Annotated in this window: 18 protein-coding genes; 8 read left to right on the forward strand and 10 right to left on the reverse strand. The window is 66.6% G+C overall.

The window, feature by feature from the left end:
- The first annotated feature begins 24 nt into the window (after positions 1 to 24).
- Positions 25 to 675, forward strand: a complete 651-nt coding sequence (locus tag CXQ88_RS07585) for an MBL fold metallo-hydrolase (protein WP_104043552.1) — start codon at positions 25 to 27, stop codon at positions 673 to 675.
- Between the two features lie 54 nt (positions 676 to 729).
- On the opposite strand, the gene CXQ88_RS07590 is transcribed toward CXQ88_RS07585, so the two are convergent.
- Entirely contained in the window at positions 730 to 2649 is a 1920-nt protein-coding gene (locus CXQ88_RS07590) for a DEAD/DEAH box helicase (RefSeq protein ID WP_104043553.1), read from the reverse strand.
- 376 nt (positions 2650 to 3025) lie between these two features.
- Here CXQ88_RS07590 and CXQ88_RS07595 point away from each other — a divergent pair, with 376 nt between their 5' ends.
- Positions 3026 to 3814, forward strand: a complete 789-nt coding sequence (locus CXQ88_RS07595; protein WP_104043554.1) for an SAM-dependent methyltransferase — start codon at positions 3026 to 3028, stop codon at positions 3812 to 3814.
- Positions 3815 to 3816: 2 nt separating this feature from the next.
- On the opposite strand, the gene CXQ88_RS07600 is transcribed toward CXQ88_RS07595, so the two are convergent.
- On the reverse strand, positions 3817 to 5238 hold the full coding sequence (locus CXQ88_RS07600) for an MFS transporter (protein WP_258061727.1): 1422 nt from the start codon (positions 5236 to 5238) through the stop codon (positions 3817 to 3819).
- Positions 5239 to 5317: 79 nt separating this feature from the next.
- Complete coding sequence (locus tag CXQ88_RS07605; protein WP_104043556.1) at positions 5318 to 6349, reverse strand: Lrp/AsnC family transcriptional regulator; 1032 nt, start codon at positions 6347 to 6349, stop codon at positions 5318 to 5320.
- A gap of 132 nt (positions 6350 to 6481) precedes the next feature.
- Here CXQ88_RS07605 and CXQ88_RS07610 point away from each other — a divergent pair, with 132 nt between their 5' ends.
- Together CXQ88_RS07610 and CXQ88_RS07615 are read left to right on the forward strand one after the other, a co-directional pair.
- Positions 6482 to 7729, forward strand: a complete 1248-nt coding sequence (locus CXQ88_RS07610; protein ID WP_104043557.1) for a M20 metallopeptidase family protein — start codon at positions 6482 to 6484, stop codon at positions 7727 to 7729.
- Positions 7730 to 7755: 26 nt separating this feature from the next.
- A complete protein-coding gene (locus CXQ88_RS07615; protein WP_104043558.1) occupies positions 7756 to 9045 on the forward strand; it encodes an MFS transporter in 1290 nt (429 codons plus the stop codon).
- A gap of 27 nt (positions 9046 to 9072) precedes the next feature.
- On the opposite strand, the gene CXQ88_RS07620 is transcribed toward CXQ88_RS07615, so the two are convergent.
- Positions 9073 to 10380, reverse strand: coding sequence for a CynX/NimT family MFS transporter (locus CXQ88_RS07620; protein WP_104043679.1), 1308 nt, complete (start codon positions 10378 to 10380; stop codon positions 9073 to 9075).
- A gap of 268 nt (positions 10381 to 10648) precedes the next feature.
- On the opposite strand from CXQ88_RS07620, the gene trmB reads away from it, so the two are divergent.
- Together trmB and CXQ88_RS07630 are read left to right on the forward strand one after the other, a co-directional pair.
- Positions 10649 to 11572 (forward strand): tRNA (guanosine(46)-N7)-methyltransferase TrmB, encoded by a 924-nt coding sequence (trmB, locus tag CXQ88_RS07625; RefSeq protein WP_104043559.1) that lies wholly within the window; start codon positions 10649 to 10651, stop codon positions 11570 to 11572.
- A 168-nt stretch (positions 11573 to 11740) separates the two neighbouring features.
- Positions 11741 to 12586 carry a DUF1206 domain-containing protein gene (locus CXQ88_RS07630; RefSeq protein ID WP_104043680.1) on the forward strand — a complete coding sequence of 282 codons (846 nt, stop codon included), beginning with the start codon at positions 11741 to 11743 and terminating at the stop codon, positions 12584 to 12586.
- A gap of 86 nt (positions 12587 to 12672) precedes the next feature.
- On the opposite strand, the gene CXQ88_RS07635 is transcribed toward CXQ88_RS07630, so the two are convergent.
- Both CXQ88_RS07635 and CXQ88_RS07640 read right to left on the reverse strand, forming a co-directional pair.
- Positions 12673 to 13341: an anti-sigma factor family protein gene (locus CXQ88_RS07635; RefSeq protein WP_104043560.1), complete on the reverse strand. Its 669-nt coding sequence runs from the start codon at positions 13339 to 13341 to the stop codon at positions 12673 to 12675.
- The gene (locus CXQ88_RS07640; RefSeq protein ID WP_104043561.1) at positions 13338 to 13838 is read right to left on the reverse strand and encodes a sigma-70 family RNA polymerase sigma factor; all 501 of its coding nucleotides are present in this window, start codon (positions 13836 to 13838) and stop codon (positions 13338 to 13340) included. The genes CXQ88_RS07635 and CXQ88_RS07640 overlap by 4 nt, the downstream gene beginning before the upstream one ends.
- 167 nt (positions 13839 to 14005) lie before the next feature.
- Between CXQ88_RS07640 and CXQ88_RS07645 the strand changes: the two genes are divergently transcribed.
- On the forward strand, positions 14006 to 14545 hold the full coding sequence (locus CXQ88_RS07645; protein WP_104043562.1) for a COG4315 family predicted lipoprotein: 540 nt from the start codon (positions 14006 to 14008) through the stop codon (positions 14543 to 14545).
- Between the two features lie 40 nt (positions 14546 to 14585).
- On the opposite strand, the gene CXQ88_RS07650 is transcribed toward CXQ88_RS07645, so the two are convergent.
- The 3 genes from CXQ88_RS07650 to CXQ88_RS07660 form a co-directional block, all read right to left on the reverse strand.
- A complete protein-coding gene (locus CXQ88_RS07650) occupies positions 14586 to 15314 on the reverse strand; it encodes a hypothetical protein (protein ID WP_104043563.1) in 729 nt (242 codons plus the stop codon).
- Positions 15307 to 15885, reverse strand: coding sequence for an RNA polymerase sigma factor (locus CXQ88_RS07655; RefSeq protein WP_104043564.1), 579 nt, complete (start codon positions 15883 to 15885; stop codon positions 15307 to 15309). The genes CXQ88_RS07650 and CXQ88_RS07655 overlap by 8 nt, the downstream gene beginning before the upstream one ends.
- Before the next feature lie 223 nt (positions 15886 to 16108).
- Positions 16109 to 16819, reverse strand: a complete 711-nt coding sequence (locus CXQ88_RS07660; RefSeq protein ID WP_104043565.1) for a protein tyrosine phosphatase — start codon at positions 16817 to 16819, stop codon at positions 16109 to 16111.
- 131 nt (positions 16820 to 16950) lie between these two features.
- Between CXQ88_RS07660 and CXQ88_RS07665 the strand changes: the two genes are divergently transcribed.
- The gene (locus CXQ88_RS07665) at positions 16951 to 17544 is read left to right on the forward strand and encodes a DUF5655 domain-containing protein (RefSeq protein ID WP_258061729.1); all 594 of its coding nucleotides are present in this window, start codon (positions 16951 to 16953) and stop codon (positions 17542 to 17544) included.
- Between the two features lie 85 nt (positions 17545 to 17629).
- Here the strand turns inward: CXQ88_RS07665 and CXQ88_RS07670 are convergent, their stop codons facing one another.
- Positions 17630 to 18481, reverse strand: coding sequence for a DMP19 family protein (locus CXQ88_RS07670; protein ID WP_104043566.1), 852 nt, complete (start codon positions 18479 to 18481; stop codon positions 17630 to 17632).
- Positions 18482 to 18701: the final 220 nt, after the last annotated feature.

Genomic DNA, 18701 nt, shown 5'->3' on the forward strand with positions numbered 1-18701 from the left:
ACATGCATCCCTAGACTGAAGCCTATGGACTCACTTCTTTACGACCTGCAGGCCCTGACCATCCGCCGGATTTCAGTCAGCGAGATGGACAACAACGTGTACCTGCTGACCGCCAAAGCCACCGGCGAGCAGGTGCTGGTCGACGCCGCGGACGACCTGCCGGCCATCCAGCAACTGCTGCAGGATTCCTCGGCGGATGCGTCCGCCGAACCTCGGCTCGCCCTTATTGCCACCACGCACCAGCACTGGGACCACGTCCGGGCGCTGAAGGAGCTGACGGCAGCCACGGGTGCGCCCACTGCTGCGGGAAAGGACGACGCCGACGCGTTGCCTGTCACGGTTGACCGGCCCCTGGAGCACGGGGACACCGTGGCCGTGGAGGGCGTTGAGCTGACGGCAGTCCACCTGCGTGGGCATACACCAGGCTCAATCGCGTTTGTGTACGAGGACCCGGAAGGCCCCACGCACATCTTCTCTGGAGACTCGCTGTTCCCCGGCGGCGTGGGCAACACCCAGAAGGATCCGGAGCGGTTCAACCAGCTGATCGCCGATGTCAGCGAGCGGTTATTCGACGCTTACCCGGACTCCGCCGTGGTGCACCCTGGGCATGGGAAACCCACAACCTTGGGTGCTGAACGGCCGCACCTGGAGGAGTGGCGCGACCGCGGCTGGTAAGCCAGCGGTGGTTGAGCCCGCGGGTTTCGACAGGCTCAACCACCGAACAAACTTTTAGCGGCTGCGGCGTTCGTTCGAGGCCGGAGCCGAAGCGCGGCGCGGGCCACTGCGGGCGGGGCGGCCGGAACCGCCGCCGTTGCCGGCGGAGTAGGACCCGCCGGAGGTACCACCAGTGTTGGAGGACCAGACAGCCTTGTTGCCGCCGCCGGCTGCACCTGCACCTGCGGAACGGGAACCGCCGCCGGTCCGGGCACCTGCACCGGCTGCGGCACGCTGGCCCGTTGCCGGACGTCCGCTGCGCTGGCCACCCGAGGCTGCCGGACGGCCTGAGGAAGCCGGTCGGCCGGAGGAAGCCGGACGGCCGGTCCCGCCACGGGGAGCGTCGCTGCGGGTTACACGTGAATCAGTGCGTCCGTCCGAACCGCGGCCAGCCGCTGCACGGCCACCTGCCGCGGGGACGTCATTGCTGTGTGTGGACGCGGTGCCGCGGCCTCGTGCGTTGCGCCGGGCAGCTGCTGCTGCGATGGCGCGGTCCTCGTTCTGCTCGCTGACGCGGTCGAATGCTGCCCGGGCTTCGGTGCGGCCTTCGAAAGCGACTGCCCGGCGCTCGGCACGCGGAACATCGGTACGAGTGGGCTCGGCGGAAACCTTCCCGCGTCCTCCACGGCCGCCACGTCCACCGGTGGTGGGCGCAGCCTGGCGGCGGGCGCGCTTACGCTCAGCGTTGGCACCGGTGGAGGTACCGCCGCCCTGCTGCGCGGCTTTTTTGGCCAGCAGTGCGGCCCGGGTGCGGGGATCGATCTTGTCAGCCATTTCGCCGACCAGTTGAGCAACCAGCGGCGAGTTGGCGGTGACGCGCTCAAAGTTGACCTCGACGCCCGCGGCCTTCATCAGCTTCTTGACGTCGGTCTGCTGCTCGGGGAGGGTCAGCGTGACCACGGTGCCGTCGGAACCGGCGCGGGCTGTACGGCCTGAGCGGTGCAGGTAGGCCTTGTGCTCGGTGGGCGGGTCAACGTGGATGACCAGTTCGACGTCGTCCACGTGCACGCCGCGGGCTGCGACGTCGGTGGCAACCAGGACGCGCACGTCACCGGAGGAGAACTCGGCGAGGTTGCGGTCGCGGGCGTTCTGCGACAGGTTGCCGTGAAGGTCAACGGCGGGGATCCCGGCGTCGGTCAGGGTCTTGGCGAGCTTGCGGGCGTGGTGCTTGGTCCGCATGAAAAGTACGCGGCGGCCGGCACCGGAGGCGAGCTCGACGATCAGCTGCTTCTTGACGGTCTGGTCGTTGACCACCAGGACGTGGTGCTCCATGGTGGTGACCGCGGCCTGCGGGTCGTCCACGGAGTGGGTCAGCGGGTTGGACAGGTAGCGCTGGACGATCTTGTCCACGCCGTTGTCCAGGGTGGCGGAGAAGAGCAGGCGCTGACCCTGGCTGGGGGTCATGTCCATGAGCTTCTTGACCACGGGCAGGAAGCCGAGGTCAGCCATGTGGTCGGCCTCGTCCAGGACGGTGATTTCCACGGCCTCAAGGGTGAGGATGCGCTGGCGGATCAGGTCCTCCAGGCGGCCGGGGCAGGCGATGACGATGTCGACGCCGGCACGCAGGGCCTTTTCCTGGCGGGCCTGGGAGATGCCGCCGTAGATCACGGTGGTGTTCAGGCCGGCGGCCTTGGCCAGCGGCTCGATGGTGGCATTGATCTGGGTGGCCAGCTCGCGGGTGGGTGCAAGGACCAGGCCCATGGGGCGGCCGGGCTTGCGGAAGTGCTTGGCTTCCCGCTCAGCGAGTCGTGCTACAAGCGGGATGGCGAAGGCGATGGTCTTTCCGGAACCGGTGCGGCCGCGGCCCAGGACGTCGCGTCCCGCCAGCGTGTCAGGGAGGGTCTTCACCTGGATGGGGAACGGCTCGGTGATTCCCTGTGCGGTGAGGGTGTCGGCAAGGGCTTTGGGCGTGCCGAGGGCAGCAAAAGTAGTCAAAGTCAAAGGTCTTTCAGGCGGTATCCGTGCGGATATCGGCCCCCGACGCCGGTTGGCCAAGGGGGTTCGCCGAAGAAAATTCAGGTGATCAACCAGCCTGCTGCCGCTTATGCAAAGCGGCGGCCGGGACCAAATGGAACGCGTTCATCGACGCAGGATGTGCCTCTCACATGAAAAAAGCCCAGTCCCTAAATGAAGGGAAACATGGGCATCACTGCACATCAAGTTCCAACAGTCTAGCATCCCGCGCCCACTCCCCCTGCCTCCCCCTCCCAACTAGCTCGCACTTAACGTCGTCAAAACCCGTTTTAAGTGCTTTAAGTGCCAGTTACTTGGGGGCGTTGCCAACACCGTCGGGGCGGGGCAGGGTTAAGTCATGACTGAACACGCGTCCCACCAGCATGAAGCGCACCGTGTCGAAACCAGCCAGGCAACGCACGACAGCGGGCACGGCCTTCCTAGCGACGGCGATGGCCCCGGCCTTTCCGGGAACGGCGACGGTCAGGAAATCAGGGACGCCGCCGCCCTGTGGGACGAGCGCTACCGCACCAAGCCGCAGATCTGGAGCGGCAAACCAAACCCGCAGCTGGTCCGGGAGGCCGGCGGGCTCCGGGCGGGACATGCGCTGGACCTGGGCTGCGGCGAAGGTGCGGACGCCATCTGGCTTGCCCAGCACGGCTGGACGGTCACCGCGGTCGACGTTTCCGCCGTCGCACTGGACCGGGCGCACGGGCACGAGAAAGCCGCCCTGGCTCGGGAAAGCGTGCACGCTGCCGAGGGGGCCATCGCCAGCCGGATCCGCTGGCAGCAGGCCGACCTCGAGGAATGGCAGCCTGACGAGTCGTACGACCTGGTGACGTCACAGTTCCTCCACTCCCAGGAGCTCGCCTGGCAGAAGCCCCTGAAAACGGCAGCGGCAGCGGTTAAACCAGGCGGAACCTTGCTGGTGGTGGGCCACCATCCGGACCGGCTTCCGCCGTGGGGCGGTGGCCACACAACGCACGGGATGTTCTACACCGGGGAGCAGTTGGTCCACGAGTTGGGACTCGGTGGCCCTGAATGGCAGGTGGAAGTGCAGACCAGCAGGGAGCGGCCGGTGAAGGGGCCCGACGGGCAGCACGCCACCATCGCAGATGTGGTGGTCCGCGCCAGCCGGCTGACCTGACGTCAAGCGCCGCGCTGGCTTTTGCTGGTGACCCTGGGAGCAACCCCCACCGCGGCTACGGCGACTACGGCGGCCAGTCCAAAGACCCCGGCAAAGGATTCCGTCGTCGTCGTAAATGCTGCGAACACGATGCCCGTAGTGGCCAGCGCCAGCGCGCCGCCCAGGGAGTCCGAAATTGACATGGCGGAGCTGTTGAAACCCTCGTCTTCCTTGGCGGACAGGGCCAGGGTCATCACGCTCAGGCGGGGATAGAGCAGGCCCATGCCGCCGCCAGCGAAAATCCACCCCACAATGGCGACGGCGGCCGGCCAGTGCAGCGCGGTGGTGGCCAGGGCGAGGACAACGGCGCCCAGTACCATAAAGGTACCGATGCGGATGGCGCGGCTGTGGGGCAACCGTGCACCAAGCCGGCCCTGGACTGCCGACGCGCCTGCCCAGGCGAGCGCTCCACCGGTGAGGGTAAGGCCGGCAAAGGTTGGCGAGAAGTCGTACTGCTCGATCAGCAGGTACGGCAGATAGACCTCGGCCCCGAAGAAGGCAGCAGAGGCGAGCCCGCGGGCCAGGATCACGCTGGGCAGGCCCCGCCGGGCGGTGAGCGTCCCCAGCGGCACCAGCGGCCGCACGGCCACCAGGGCAATCACGACGGCGGCCACCGCCAGGAGTGCCGGCGCTGCGCTGAACCCGGGGAGACGGACCTCCCGCGAGAGGTTGAGTCCCAGTACCGCGAGCGCCGCGAGGGTGGCCCAGGCAAGCCGGTCGAAGGCCCACGGGGTGGGTCGTTGCTGTGCACCTTCTAGTCCTTTGGCGCCTTGTCCTTTGGAGGACGGCACACCCCGCAACACCGGCGCAATCATCACCAGCGCCGGAATAACCAGGCCCACCACGCCCAGGAACACCCAATGCCAGCTGAACACCTGCGCCACAATGCCGGCGGCAAACGGGCCCACCAGGGACGGGATCACCCAGGCCGCGGAGAAGGCAGCGAAGATTTTGGGGTGGAGCAGCGCTGGATAGATGCGGGCCACCAGGACGTACAGCGCCACTGTCAGGGCGCCGCCGCCCAGCCCCTGCACCAGCCGCCCGGCGACGAGCAGCGGCATGGAGACCGCGGTGCCTGCGATCAGCAGGCCTGCGACGAACAAAGCCACGGATGCGTAGAGGGGGACGGTGGGGCCACGGCGGTCGGACCAGTTTCCGGCAGCGACCATGCCGATCACACCAGTTGCGAGCGGCCCCGCGAAAGCAAGGGCGTAGAGGCTGGCGCCGTTCAGTTCGCGGCTCACCACCGGCATGATGGTGGTTACGGCGAGGGACTCGAACGCGGCCAGGAACACCAGCGCGCAGGCACCAATGGTCACCCACAGGTACGGCCGCTGCAGGATGCCGGCGTGGGGGTCGGTGGCTGAAAGGGTTGTCTCGCGCACGCTTCTGGCCCGATCGGTTGTATTGGACGTGCTCCACAGCATAGCGGCCGGCACGGACAGGGCCGGGCTTCTGACAGGCCTAGCCGGCGCTGGTCACCGCCGCGGGGACGACCACCCGACCGGTGGCTGTGGAGTCCTGGTTCAGCATCCACCCCACCCGCTTGACGGTGCTGAGCATCACCACGCTTTCCACCAGTTCGATTCCGGGAATCCGCTGCTGCAGGGCAAGTTCTGCGTTCATGACGTCCGCCAGCGACTGCAGCCACATGATGATCACAAAATTGGTGCGGCCAGTGGTTGAGGCGCTGAGCCGCACATTGCGGAGGCCCCGGAGCTCGGCGGCAGCGGCCTCATGCCGGCCCGCGGGTACGTTGGCGAACCACTGGCACGTGACGGGGTAGCCGGAGAACTTCTGCGCCACTTCGCAGCGGAAGGAGAGGACTCTGCTGGCGAGGACCCGGTTCAACTGGCGCTGCACGGTGGCTGGGTGCCGGCCGAGCGCCCGGGCGATGCCGGCCGCTGTCGCCCGCCCGTCCCTCGCCAGGAAGGGAAGCAGTGCCAGGTGGCTCTCCGGCAACGGCTCGACGACGGACTCCGGAGGTGCCGACCCCGCTGCTTCCGGTCCGGCCTTGGCCTGCAGCGCCGAGATCTGCGCCCGGTTGAGTACATTGAGGCGCCAGGCGTAACCGCCGGAGTGCAGCCTGGTGCAGAGGGCCGTCTGGTACTTCAGCAGTCCGTCGATGTCCTTGAGTCGGGAAGCCACTGCCGTGGTGAACTCCTCAAGGGACTGCGTTATGACCGTCAGCATGAGGTCACGGTTGCTGGCAGCCTCTTCGATGGTGACAATCTGCGGCACCGCTGCGAGGGCCTCGGTGACCTCTTCGCGACGGTGCATGTCACAGCCGACGTCGACGAGCGCCAGGCACATCTGCTTTGGGTCCCCCATCAGGTGCGCCGTCACCCACGCGGCGCCGGACTGGCGCACCCGTTCCCACCGCGCGGCCAGCGTGGTGGCGTGAACGCCAAGGATCTCACCGGCGTCTGCCCAGCTCACCCTCGGCGCAATCTGCAGCGCGTTGATAAGGGCAAGGTCCTCCTCGGTCAGGTCCATGTTCCCCATTCTTCCGCAGCCGCGCATGAATGCTGGGGCAGAAGGCGTGCAGATGCATTTTTCGAGGAGATCCGGCGTATGTGAGTCATGTCACCCCACACTGGACTAAACCCATTCTTTGGAGGAGCCGAAATGACCATCACGTCCGCAGCCAGGGAGCTACAGCCCGAATTGATCCGGTTCCGCCATGCCATGCATCAGGAGCCTGAAATCGGCCTCGACCTGCCGCGCACTCAGGAAAAGGTCCTTCAGGCTCTGGACGGACTCCCGTACGAAATCACCCTGGGCAAGGAGACGACGTCGGTCACGGCCGTGCTGCGCGGCACCGGCCCCTCGGGCGCAGGTGCCAGGAAGGCACAGAAGGCCGCGCCGTCCGTCCTGCTGCGCGCCGACATGGACGGCCTCCCCGTCCAGGAAAAGACCGGCGTCGAGTACACCTCCCGTCTGGACGGCGCCATGCACGCCTGCGGCCATGACCTTCATACGGCGATGCTTACGGGCGCTGCCACCCTGCTGGCCGACAACCGGCACCGCCTGGCGGGCGACGTCGTCCTGATGTTCCAGCCCGGCGAGGAGGGCTTCGACGGCGCCAGCTACATGATCCGCGAGGGTGTGCTGGATGCGCCCGGTCGGCGGGTGGACGCCGCGTACGGGATGCACGTGTTTTCCGCCCTGGAACCACACGGCACCTTCGCCACCAAGCCCGGCGTGATGCTTAGCGCCTCCGACGGCCTGGTGGTCACCGTGCTCGGCGCAGGCGGCCACGGTTCCGCCCCGCACGCTGCAAAGGATCCCGTGACCGCGGCCGCCGAAATGGTCACTGCGCTGCAGGTGATGATCACCCGCCAGTTCAACATGTTCGATCCCGTGGTCCTCTCCGTCGGCGTCCTGCACGCCGGGACCAAGCGGAACGTCATCCCGGAAACGGCACGGATCGAGGCCACCGTCCGGACCTTTTCCGAGGCCTCGCGGCAAAAGCTGATGGACTCCATTCCGCGCCTCCTGCAGGGGATCGCATCGGCACACGGCCTGGAGGTCGACGTCGACTACCAGCAGGAGTACCCCCTCACCATCACGGACGAGGATGAGACCCAAACAGCCGAGAACGTCATCACCGAAATGTTCGGCGAGTCCAGGCTGTCCCGCTGGGCCACGCCGCTGAGCGGCTCGGAGGACTTCTCCCGTGTGCTGGCTGAGGTACCCGGTACGTTCATTGGTCTCAGTGCCGTCCCCCGCGGCGCGGATCATGCCGCCTCGCCGTTCAACCACTCTCCGTACGCAACGTTCGACGACGGCGTGCTGGCGGACGGTGCCGCCCTCTACGCGGAGCTCGCGACGCAGCGCCTCGCCGCGCTTTCGCTATCCCGCACCAACTCCTGATCCACCCTTCCAGGAAGAGAACTTCGATGACGTCCATCATCAGCACCCAGCGCACTGAGCGCGCAGCTATGCGGAAAACCCTCGTCGGTACCGGGATTGGCAATGCCGTCGAATGGTACGACTGGGCCATTTATGCAACCTTTACCCCCTTCATTGCCAGCCAGTTGTTCAGCAAGGCGGACCCGGCATCGGCCGTTCTGTCCACGCTGGCGATCTTCGCCGTCGGCTTCGTTGCCCGGCCCTTCGGCGGTTTCCTGTTCGGCTGGATCGGCGACCGGGTGGGCCGCAAGACGTCCATGACCCTCGCCGTGGGCCTCGCCTCACTGGGCAGCCTGATGATCGGCATCGCCCCCACCTTCGCGAGCATCGGTGCCTGGGCGTCACTGATGCTGCTGGTGGCCCGGCTGGTCCAGGGCCTGGCGCACGGCGGCGAGCTGCCGTCGTCGCAGACGTATCTCTCCGAGATGGCGCCGAAGGAAAAGCGTGGCTTTTGGGCCACCTTGATTTACACCTCCGGGACGGTGGGCATCCTGTTCGGCACGCTCCTTGGCGCCGTCCTGAACATGGTGCTCAGCACGGAGGCCATGAACGCGTGGGGCTGGCGTATCCCGTTCCTGATCGGCGCTGCGCTGGGGCTCTACGCCCTGATAATGCGGTCCAGGCTGCACGAGACCGAGGCCTTCCAGAGCGAATCCGCCGGCGAGAAGCGCGCGCCGATTTGGCCGCAGATTGTCCGCCACCGCAGGCAGGCCCTGCAGGTCATCGGCCTGACGGTGGGCCTCACGGTGATCTACTACATCTGGGGTGTGGTGGCGCCCAGCTACGCCACCACCGCGCTGAAGATCGACCGCGGCGAAGCCCTTTGGGCCGGCGTCATCGGCAACATCGTGTTCATCGCGGCGCTGCCCTTCTGGGGCAAACTGTCGGACCGGATCGGCCGCAAGAAGGTGCTGTGGGCCGGCGCCACCGGCTCAGCCGTGATGCACTTCCCCATGACCTGGCTACTGAAGGACTCCGCGTGGCAGCTGGCTGTCGGCATGTCCGTGATGCTGATCTTCATCGCCGCGAGCGCAGCAATCGTGCCGGCCGTGTACGCCGAACTTTTCCCCACCAGCATCCGCACCGTGGGTGTGGGCGTCCCGTACTCCATCTGCGTGGCGCTGTTCGGCGGCACCGCGCCGTACCTGCAGCAGTGGCTGGGCACCACCCTGCAACTGCCGGACCTGTTCAACGTTTATGCCGTACTGCTGCTGGTGGTCAGTGCCCTGTTCGTCTTCACCATCCCGGAAACGAAGGGCAAGGACCTCACCCACTAGTTTTCCCAAAGTAGGTAGCACCTGCTGCTACCTGTTTGGGTCCCCGACGAACCGGTTCCGTCCGGCGCGGTAGCCGAACACCGCAGCGAGCAGTCCCACCGCCAGGAAGAGGATGCCAGCCGCTGTGAATGTTCCGGTTGCCTGGTGCAGCTGGCCCACCATCAGTGTTCCCGTAGAACCGAGGCCGTAGCCCACGCCCTGCATCATGCCGGACAGGTGGGCCGCGGTGTGCCCGTCCCGGGTGCGCAGCATGATCAAGGTCAGCGCCACCGCGGTGAGGCTCCCCTGTCCCAGCCCCAGGAGTCCTGCCCACACCCAAATCAGCTCGAGCGGCCCGAAGATGCTCAGCGCGAAGCCCCCACCAGTCATGAGCGCCACCACCGTATTGATGGTCCGCTGGTCACCGAACCTCGCGGCCAGCGCCGGTGCGAACAGCGAACCGAGCATCTGCAGGACAATGCACGCGGACACGATCAGCCCCGCCGTCGCGCCGTCCACTCCCCGCTCCCGCAGAATGGGCGCCAGCCAGGCGAACACGCTGAAAGACATCATGGCCTGGAGCACCATAAAGATGGTGACCTGCCATGCGACTGCCGAACGCCAGACGTTCACCCCCTTCCTCACCGCCTGGTGCCGGACGGGATGCTGCCGGACTGCCACCGGCAGGAACAGGACAAGGACGACGGCGGCAGGCAGCGCCCAGAACCACAGCGCCAGGGTCCACTCCCCCGTCGCCGTGTACAGCGGGTAGGTGAAGCCGGCCCCGAGTGCGGCAGAGGCGCAGATGGCGGTGGTGTACAGCCCGCCCATCAGGCCAAGCCGGTGCGGGAAGTCGCGTTTGACCAGTCCCGGCAGGAGCACATTGCACAGGGCGATGGCGGCACCGCAGGCCGCTGTTCCTGCCAGCAGTGCGGGCAGGTGCCCTGGTCCCGGCGCACCCGCTACGGGCAGCCATGGAAGCTCGGCCGGGCGGAGCAGGAGCCCCGCAGTGAGGACCGCCATCGCACCGAGGAGGACGCGTTCGGCGCCGAAGCGGCGGGCCAGTGCCGGGGCAAGGGGCGCAAAGACGCCTAACAGCGTCACCGGGACAGTGGTCAGCACAACCAATGCCCACCCCGGCAGTGCAGCCTGCGAGGTAACCTCGGGAAGCACGGCCGAGAAACTGGAGAAGACGGTGCGCAGGTTCAGGCCGATCAGGACCAGGCAAAGGCCCAGGAAAACCAGGCCCCTCCGTCTTCCTACCCGGGTTGGTTCCGGCGCCGGCAGCTCATCAATCCCGGCGTCCACCAGGTTGTCGGGATGGACCAGGTTGTCGGGCCGGGGCTTTCCCGCCAGCTCCCCGGGCTGCTGCCTCTTCGCCGCCGCATTCGTCGCTTCCGTCACCCGCCCATTCTTACAGGAGCTTGGCACTTACCCGTCCGACGGCGGTCCCCCACTCCCTGGGTGGCACCCTTGGTGTTCCTCAGCCTGCCGCTCCTGTTTGCGATGCCCTCCCTGGCGCTGGCAGTTCCCGTCATTAAGAACTCCCGGACGCCTCTCCGGACCGGTCATCCGCCGCGTTTGCTGTGTGCTGCGCCGTTCACCCGCCGGTATTCTGGAAGGGATGAGCGAATCCCCAGAATCCCCCCAGCCGGAGCACGTCCCGAGGCCGGTGACCCCCGGCACGCAGGCTTCCTTCGGCACCTACGGAGGGCGGCCTGTCAGCTTTGTCCGCCGCGGAACCCGGCTGCAGGGCCGTCGGCAGGCCGCGTGGGAAGAGCACGCCGAGCGTTGGGCTGTCGACGTCCCCCGGCACGTCGCGAATACGTCGGTCCACCCGGACTACACTTTCGACGCCGAGGCGGAGTTCGGCCGCAAGGCACCCCTCATCGTGGAGATCGGTTCCGGCCTGGGTGACGCCATTTGCCATGCCGCAGAGGAGAACCCGGACACCGATTTCCTGGCAGTGGAGGTCTACACCCCAGGACTCGCGAACACCATCATCAAGATCAACAGCCGCGGACTGGGAAATGTCCGTGTGGTGGAGGCCAACGCGCCGGAAGTGCTCGCCAGCATGCTTCCGGCAGGTTCCGTCAGTGAACTGTGGGTTTTCTTTCCCGACCCGTGGCACAAGTCCCGCCACCATAAGCGGCGCCTTATCCAGCCGGAATTCGCGGACCTCGCGGCACGCGCGCTCAAACAGGGCGGGCTCTGGCGGATTGCCACTGACTGGTCCAACTACGCGGTCCATGTCCGCGACGTCCTGGCGGTATCGGCAGACTTCGAGAACCTGCACACCGGCGAGCGCCGCGGACCGGAAAGCCCACTGACCCAGGTGTGGCAGTCCGGCGTGGAATCAGTGGTGGGCGGAGCCCCGGTCCGTGAAGGCCGCGCTCCCGTCAGCACAGAACACACCGGGCCCAACGAGGGCGTGGACGAGACGGGTGGCTGGGCGCCGCGGTTCGAAGGCCGGATCAGGACCAGCTTCGAGGGCAAGGCCCACGAAGCCGGTCGGCTCATTTTCGACCTCTGCTACCGCCGCCGTTAATTCCAGCGCCATTAGATTCAGCGCGGCCGGCCCCGGCCCGATAATCCCCAGGCCACGCTTCTGCGGCGTAATCCACAAAGTGCTGCTGGATGACTGGTGCCTGCCATCCTGGCGTGGCACGATTGCCCTTGTGCCGGGAGCACGAAACATCAGCGCCTTCGCGCTTGCATTAAGGGAACAGCCATCAAAAGAGAATTACGACAGGCCGCTGGTGCAGCTGAGAACGCCACCAACTCCCGCACCCTGGAACTGCTGGCGAGGGCGGGGTTTGCGGCGAGCGGCATCCTGCATCTGCTGGTGGGCGCCATTGCGATCCGGCTGGCGATGGGCGGTACGGGCAACGCTGATTTCAGCGGCGCGGTAGCTGAGCTCGCCAGCCAGCCGGCGGGACCTTTCCTGTTGTGGGCCAGCTTCGCCGCCTGCGCAGCCCTCGCGCTGTGGCAGACCAGCGATGCCATCTTCGATTACAGCCGGCTGCCCACCAAGGAAAAGGCCGGGAAGAAAGCTAAGGCAGCGGCACAGGCTCTGGTGTTCGCGGGGCTTGCCCTCACGCTGATGTCCTTCGCGCGGGGCACCGGTTCGGGCGGCGACAACCAGCAGGCGGCGAGCGACCTTACCGCTTCCGTAATGAAAGCTCCGGGCGGTGTGGCGCTGCTGGTCCTGCTCGGCGTCGGGATTGCCGTCACCGGCGTGGTGTACGGCATCCGCGGCCTGCGGAAATCCTTCGAAAAACATCTGGTGATGCCGGCATCCTCCACAGCAAGGACCGCCGTCACCGTGCTGGGCGTGGCAGGGTACGTGGCCAAGGGAATTGTGCTGCTGCTGACCGGGCTGCTCATCGCCATAGCCGCCCTGCAGGCGCATCCTGAGGAGTCCACCGGACTGGACGGCGGGCTTCGTGCGCTCCGGGACCAGCCCTTCGGGGTGTACCTCCTGGCAGCGGTCGGCGTGGGGCTGATCTGCTACGGCGTCTTTATGATCGTCCGCGCGCGCCTCGCGAAGATGAACCAATAAACCGCCCGCTCCCGCGCCACCAGACCGGTGTCGTCGGGCCAGTGCCGGCCCAGTGCCGGCCCAGTGCCTCGAGTAAGCCCCGAGCGCTAAGGGACGGTGATCACCGCGACGGCCTGCTGCGTGCCGTCCCGCAGTTCCACGCTCGAGATACTGGTCAGCTGGATGGGCGTGGCTCCGGTAACCCTGACCCTGCCGCTCGGCGTGGCCGTCCAGGCGCAGGCGCGGTCCTCTCCGCCGGCGCGGTCCCGCACCCACAGCGACAACGTCCCGTCGGAGGGGAGGCTGCTGCCGTTCACGGCCAGCTCGGTTCCCCAGTTCTTCCGGGCCAGGTCGATGCTGAACTGCAGGCCGCCTCCGGACTGTACTGAATATGTGGCGTCCGGCTGCGCGGGCCGGTTCAGGAGCGGACCCACGGCCATCCCCACGGCGAGGCACGCTGCGGCGACCGCGCCTACCAGGGCCGCCCACCGCCGTCGTGCCTTACGACGGCGGTGCGCCAGTTCGGAGAGAAGGTGCACCGGGGCTCCGGCTGGAGGGGCGGGCGGCGCACCCAATCCAGCCGGAACGACTGTAAGCGCCACGGCGTCCGGCACCGGAAGGGCGTCCAGCAGCGCAGGCAGTTTCTCAAGGCGGGCAAGCTCGTCCCGGCACCTCCGGCAACCATGCAGGTGTGATTCAAACCTCTCCATGTCCTCGGCGGCGAGTCCGCCCAAGAGGTACGCGCCCAGCAACTGGTGCTGCTCGGAAGCGTTCACCGTTCCACCCCCATCTCGTCCAGAATGGTCCGCAACGCCCGCACAGCGTAATAGGCACGGGACTTCACCGTTCCGCTCGGCACGTTCAACTGCACCGCTGCCTCATTCACGGTGAACCGCCGGTAGTGCAGGGCCACCAGCACGTCCCGGTGCTCGGAGCTGAGGCGGAGCAGCGCTTCCTCCATCAGCACCCTGTTGAGCAGCTCATCCACGCGTTCCACCGCCCCTGCACTGTCGGCAAGGCCGTCATCCAAAGTCTCAACCGGGCGGCGCTGGGCCCGGCGGTAGTTGTCGATCATGATGTTCCTGGCTGTCCGGAAGAGATAGCTCCGGAGGCTTCCGGTGACCTCCGGCGCGTGCTGCCATACGCGGAGCACGGTTTCCTGGACCACGTCCTCGGCCAGTTGCGGATCTCTGGAGGCGCTGAGCACAAAGCGGCGGAGGGCCGGGCCGTGTTCACGGTAAATGGACTCCACTACGTCCTCGTCCATCGGCATTACAGGACCTCCTGTCCCGGCCTGCAGTACGGCTCACCTCCGTACTGCTTCCGGCTATTACGACGCCCGCAGCCGGAATTTGGTTCATTTGAACCATTCTTCACCCGGAAGCGTCGTAGTCGTTAGCGTCCGGCATCGACGCCGGGCACGAGCCAAGGAGCAAACCTATGAAAAAGCATGTGGGAACAGGCCTTACAATTCTCGCCCTGGCGGCGGCCCTGGCCGGGTGCGCCGGCGGCAGCGGAACCACCCCCGCAGCCAGCACCCCCGCGGCAACCACTGCCGCTCCCGCCACCTCCTCGGCCGCTCCCAATGCCACGTCCTCAGCGTCAACTGCAGCCGCCGGAGTCGACCTTATGATCGCTTCCTCCAGCCTCGGGGACATTGTGGTGGATTCCAAGGGGATGAGCCTCTACTACTTCACCAAGGATGTGAAGGATTCCGGAACCAGTGCCTGCACGGAGGGGTGCCTGACCGCGTGGCCGCCGCTCCTCACCACATCGGACGAGCCCAAGGTTGAAGGGGTAACCGGGACTGTAGGCACCATCACGACGCCGGAGGGTGCAAAGCAAGTGACCCTCAACGGCATGCCGCTGTACTACTTCGCCAAGGACACAAAGGCCGGTGACATCCTCGGCCAAGGCGTCAACGACGTCTGGTACCTTGCGGATCCGGCCGGCGAAATGATCAAGACGGCGGCCAAATAAATAAAGGACCTGGGGGACGGTGAGCCGGGTGCCGGCGCCGTCACGGGAGCGGAACTGCCGGCAGCGTCGCCGGCAAGGGAACCCGTGAGGGAACCGGCACTTCCGGCGATCCGCCCAGTCCATCGGCGATGTGCCCGGGAACAACCCCGGGCAGGGTCTCTGAAGCGGGGACTTCCCCGGGCTTACCCGGGGAAGTTGGCTGGCGTGTGGCGGGCCTTTCGCCCGGGCCGTCCGACTGCGGACCTGCCGTCGGCTGCGTGGCCGCGGCAGGGTCTGCCGGTATCGATGTCGGGTCGCCGACGGTTGGAGCGCCGGCGGGCGCGGTCCCGGCTGGGGCGGTGGGCAGAGGCGCCGCGGGCTGTTCGGCCTGATCGTCCGCAGGTGCGCCGCCGGGACCGGTGATAAAGGAAGTGGCCGCCCGGTTGAGCTGACCAAATGATTCCCGGATGCCCTGGTCGGATGCGGCGGCAACAGCACCGCCGGCGCTCAGGGAAACCGCCACGGACAAGGCCGTGAGCGTGGCCCGGCGTTTGGCCCTGCGGCGGGCAGCCAGCTCGTCAGCAGGACCTGCTGAGGGTTCGACGGCGGCCAGGGTTCCGTTTGCTCCGGCCATCAGGGCAAGCAGTTCAGCTGTTGGTTCCGGCGCAACAGAACCCAAGGCACGGAGTTCCAGAAGGACGGGGCGGAGCTGGGTGTCCCCGTCGAGGTCAGCCTCCAACAGCAGCTGGTCAACGGGCCCGTCACGGCGGGATCCTGCGGTGTCACTCATTGTTTGCCTGGTTTCTTTTGAGCGTCTGTGCCTTGAGATTTTGAAGGGCCCTGCGCTGGAGCTGCTTGACCGCCCCTTCGCTTTTGCCCATGATTCCGGCCACCTGTTCTATGGAAAGGTCGGCCACCACCCGCAGGGCCAGCACTTCCTGGTGTTCGTCGCTGAGCCCGTCCAGCAGGGCGGCAGCAGCGCCGTTCAGCTCCACCGCGCAGTGCTCTGCCGAAGGGGTGCTCCGGCTGTCCTCCTGTGGGTCGTAAGGAGTCAGCTGTGGCCTGCGTTCCAGCCGCCGATAGTGGTCAACCATCCGGGCGTGGGCGATGGAAAACAGCAATGATTTGGCCCCCTGCAGCCCTCCGGTGAGGCCGCTGATTTTCGGGAAGAACGCCAGGAACACGTCTTGGGTCACTGCTTCGGGATCGTCGACGCCCCGTGCCTTGAGGTAACCCAGCACTGGACCTGCAAAGGACCGGTAGGCGACGCCGAACAGCGCGGCCGGGTCGGTTCCGGCTGCGTCGTCGAATATGTCGATCTCTTCTTGGGCCAAAGTGTCTAGCACCGGCGGCTCCTCCATCCCGGAACAAGGCAATGCCCATCCCGGTTTACGGTGCGGGCTGCGGGTCCTGCGCTTCTTCCCCCCGCTGCCTGACGGCAGGTGTTACCGGGCCGAATTCCCGGACCGGCCTCCCATAGGGCGGCGATCTTCCTGAAGGATGATGTCCTCAAGGGTCAGGATTGCCCTACTGCGGGAAACGGACTTCTTGCCGTTTCCCGCAGTACACACTAGCTAACGCCGCTTAGCGGACCGAAACGGACGGGGCGTCCACAGCTGCACTGCCTCCGTCGACGGAAGCAGCCGGGACTTCGGGAACGGCAGGTACAGCGGGAACTGCCGGCTCGCCCTCGATACCCGGAACAGCGGGGACGGCCGGAACAGCGGGGATGGCCGGAACGGCAGGAAGCTCGGGGCGCCCGACCTCAACAGCGGCTGAGCCCGTGGCTGCGGCGCTTGCCTCTGCGGCAACGGCGGCCTGGTTTACGACGTCGGCGCAGAAGCTTTCGACGTTCGCTTCACCCTGTGCAGCAAGGGCCAGCGAGGAGAAGCCCTCGGAGGAAGCGTTCAGGCCGCCATTGGCGAAAGCGGTGCAAAGGCCGATGGCCGCTGCGCCGGCTGCATCGACGGCCGTGCCTGCAGCAGCGGAGGCGGAGCCCTGGGCAGCGACGCTGTCCTCCGAAATTGCGGCGGTTCCTGCGGCTTCTGCTCCAGCGTCAGCGGAGGCGACCGTGCTGGCATCCACAGCGGTGTCAGCTACTGACTGCGTGTCAGCGGCTGCTTCTCCAACGAGTTCCGGGGCCGGTGCACCGAAGAGATCGTGGGCGCTTTGCTGTGCTTCGGCGGGGAGGACGCCGGAAACAGCAGCGGCGCCGGTTCCGCCGACGGCCAGGGTTCCGGCAGCGAGTACTCCGGCGGCGATCTTGCTGGTGGCGAGAACGGTGAACAACGACATAAGACACTCCAAAACCTAGACAACACGTCTGATTCGGTCCGTCGGGCGGACCCATCACCTCCTACATCGCGTGGGACGCCGGAAAGGTTACGGGTGCGCGGAATCTTTTTTCACGGCGCTACGATCGATGCATGCCTGCCATCCCGGAGTCCACAAAAAAGCCGAACACCTGGCAATCGATGGTGGACAGCAACAAAGCCCTGCTTGTCAGGAAGACCGGCGAGGACACGGCGTACTGGGTTGGGAAGGCGCGCGCCGCAGGAATCAAAAACGACGGCGAGCTCCGCACCTGGATGCGGGACACCTTCGGGGTGACGGGGTACGCCCAGTACGCGGTGTCATGGGAAATGTTCGGCTACCCGGACTTTATGCTGCGTGACGCCGACGAGCTGATCAACGGGCAGTACGCCAACCACCCGCACTTGAGGCCCATCGCGGATGCCATCCTGGCCTGGGCGTCCGCTACCGAGGGAGTGGAGATCCAGATGCGGAAGGGCTACGTGTCCCTCCACAGCCCCCGGCGGAAGTTCGCCCAGGTCACCCGGACCACCAACACCGCGGTGGACGTGACGCTCAGGCTCGACACCCCTGCTGCGGGCCGGATCGAATCCGTCAAGACCCGGCCTGACGACCCTTTTACCCGCCGGGTGCGCCTGACCTCAACCGAACACGTGGACGACGGGCTGCTGGAAATTCTTGCGCTGGCCCTGGAGCAGAACAGCTAAGGACGCAGAACAGAACAGCGCTCAGCGGCTGACAGCGCTGGACCGGCGGGGGGGGCGCCCCGTTGCGGGCGCCCCCGTTGAGGTCTCAGGCGTCGGCCAGCTCGGAGTCGGCTTCCTCGAACTCCACGGCAGCGACGATCTCCTGGGTTTCGGGGTTGATCATAAAGGCCTCGCCGTCCTCCTCGACCATCAGGAAGTCGCCGTGGTCGGTGGAGAAGTGCCAGGCCAGGGTCTTCTCGCCGTCGTGCAGGTAGTTGGGGTCGCCCATGGTGATCTTGAGCAGCCCGTACCCTGCGATGCTGCAGAGTTCGCGGATGATGATTTCGAAGTCAGGGGCATCCTCGAGGGCCTCGGCGTCGGCCTGCGCCTGGCGCTCCGGCAGGTCCGGGATCTGGGCCACGAGCCGCTCGATGCATGCGCCGATTTCCTCGTCGTCCAGCACCAGCAGCTCGGCCTGGCCGCGCAGCCAGGCGGCGTTGAGTGCGGTGATGTTCTCGCTCTCCAGCAGCTCCTCGAACTCGCCGTCGAGCTCCTCCATCCGGAGGACTCCGTCGGGGGTGTCCTCGGAGTCATCCAGGCCGCCGTCGAGGTAATGCTCTTCGTCTTCTTCGGACAGGTCATCGAATGCTTCGACGGACCGGTTGAAGAGGTCCAAGTGCGTAGTGGCGCCCATTCCCGCCATGCCTTCGCGGATCAGCGTGTCCGTCTCAGACCTGTCGACGGCGGTAAAGACGTACTGCGCGAAGCCACCTTCGAGTGCCTGGGTGAGGTAAAAGTCCACGTAGTAGCTGCGCACGGCGACGGGCGACATCTCTTCGGTGCGGAGCAGGGCAGTATGCATGGCATCCACGACGCTAACGTTGGCCTCTACGACGTCCTCGTCGCTGGAATCAATGCTGCTGCTGGTCAAAACGACAGGCTGCTGGCTGGTGATCATGGCAATCCTCACTGCTGTAAGCGGGTGGTGCTCGAACGGTTTTCACGCTACGTGGGCCGGGTACCACCAGCGTTGAGGGGGAAGTGAACGTCCGGCGAAAATTGTGGGGCCAGTTGTCCCTGCCTGGGGATTCGACGGCGGCACGCCCTCCCCCGCGGGCGAACTAAGATGGATCAGATAACCAACCACCGGCCCGGCCCCACCGTGGCCTGCTGAAAGT

It is taken from the genome of Arthrobacter sp. ZGTC412 (assembly GCF_002929215.1).
In the GTDB taxonomy this organism is placed as follows: Bacteria; Actinomycetota; Actinomycetes; order Actinomycetales; family Micrococcaceae; genus Arthrobacter.

Excerpts from the sequence above, each read along its gene's own strand:
- CXQ88_RS07645 (WP_104043562.1), top strand. The coding sequence starts at position 14,006 with ATGAAAAAGCATGTGGGAACAGGCCTTACAATTCTCGCCCTGGCGGCG.
- CXQ88_RS07655 (WP_104043564.1), bottom strand. The coding sequence starts at position 15,885 with ATGGAGGAGCCGCCGGTGCTAGACACTTTGGCCCAAGAAGAGATCGAC.
- CXQ88_RS07650 (WP_104043563.1), bottom strand. The coding sequence starts at position 15,314 with ATGAGTGACACCGCAGGATCCCGCCGTGACGGGCCCGTTGACCAGCTG.
- CXQ88_RS07640 (WP_104043561.1), bottom strand. The coding sequence starts at position 13,838 with ATGCCGATGGACGAGGACGTAGTGGAGTCCATTTACCGTGAACACGGC.
- CXQ88_RS07670 (WP_104043566.1), bottom strand. The coding sequence starts at position 18,481 with ATGATCACCAGCCAGCAGCCTGTCGTTTTGACCAGCAGCAGCATTGAT.
- CXQ88_RS07595 (WP_104043554.1), top strand. The coding sequence starts at position 3,026 with ATGACTGAACACGCGTCCCACCAGCATGAAGCGCACCGTGTCGAAACC.
- trmB (WP_104043559.1), top strand. The coding sequence starts at position 10,649 with ATGAGCGAATCCCCAGAATCCCCCCAGCCGGAGCACGTCCCGAGGCCG.
- CXQ88_RS07660 (WP_104043565.1), bottom strand. The coding sequence starts at position 16,819 with ATGTCGTTGTTCACCGTTCTCGCCACCAGCAAGATCGCCGCCGGAGTA.
- CXQ88_RS07610 (WP_104043557.1), top strand. The coding sequence starts at position 6,482 with ATGACCATCACGTCCGCAGCCAGGGAGCTACAGCCCGAATTGATCCGG.
- CXQ88_RS07605 (WP_104043556.1), bottom strand. The coding sequence starts at position 6,349 with ATGGACCTGACCGAGGAGGACCTTGCCCTTATCAACGCGCTGCAGATT.
- CXQ88_RS07585 (WP_104043552.1), top strand. The coding sequence starts at position 25 with ATGGACTCACTTCTTTACGACCTGCAGGCCCTGACCATCCGCCGGATT.
- CXQ88_RS07615 (WP_104043558.1), top strand. The coding sequence starts at position 7,756 with ATGACGTCCATCATCAGCACCCAGCGCACTGAGCGCGCAGCTATGCGG.
- CXQ88_RS07665 (WP_258061729.1), top strand. The coding sequence starts at position 16,951 with ATGCCTGCCATCCCGGAGTCCACAAAAAAGCCGAACACCTGGCAATCG.